Below are 711 nucleotides of genomic sequence, written 5' to 3'. Positions count from 1 at the left end.
TACCGAGGCTTAGGACTGGAATTGATGGAAGGGTATGGCATGTCGGAGAATTTTGCTTATTCACATATCAGTATGCCTGGTCGCGCTAGAGTCGGGTATGTCGGCGAGCCATTGCTTGGGGTTCAGCAGCGAATTTCTGAAAAAGGTGAGATAGAAATTAAAAGCCCTGCTGCGATGATGGGCTACTACAAAGATGATGAGAAAACCAAAGAAAGCTACACCGAAGATGGTTTCTTATTGACGGGAGATAAAGGCGAGATTGATGAGTTAGGTCGATTAAAGATTACAGGTCGAATTAAAGAAATCTTTAAGACCAGTAAAGGTAAATACGTTGCGCCAGCGCCTATCGAAAATAAGTTGATGGTCGATCAAGCGATTGAAGTTGTTTGCGTTGCGGGTGCAGATTGTGCTCAACCATATGCTGTGGCTGTTTTGCCAGAGCATTTGCAGGCTATGCATGGTGATCAAGCATTTCGCGACAAAACCTCGGAGAGCCTTAAGGGATTAATCAAGTTTGTTAATGCAACCTTAGATCAGCATGAGGCAATTCAGTTTATTGTTGTGGTGAGTGATGTCTGGGGGATTGAGAATAATTTCTTAACACCAACGATGAAAATAAAAAGAGATGTGATTGAGTCACATTACGCGCCGAAAGTTGAGACTTGGTTTAAAGCGAAAGAATCTGTCTTATGGGATTGACCGTAGGAGTTT

At 42.9% G+C, this 711-nt stretch carries 1 pseudogene; it reads left to right on the top strand.

From position 1 onward, the window contains the following. Positions 1-699: pseudogene (locus tag A3738_RS07700) on the top strand (AMP-binding protein); the annotation flags it as partial. Positions 700-711 lie beyond the last annotated feature (12 nt).

The sequence above is a fragment of the Oleiphilus sp. HI0066 genome (assembly GCF_001635725.1).
Note: the sequence above shows the minus strand (reverse complement) of the source record. Positions and strands in the feature narration are given on the sequence as shown.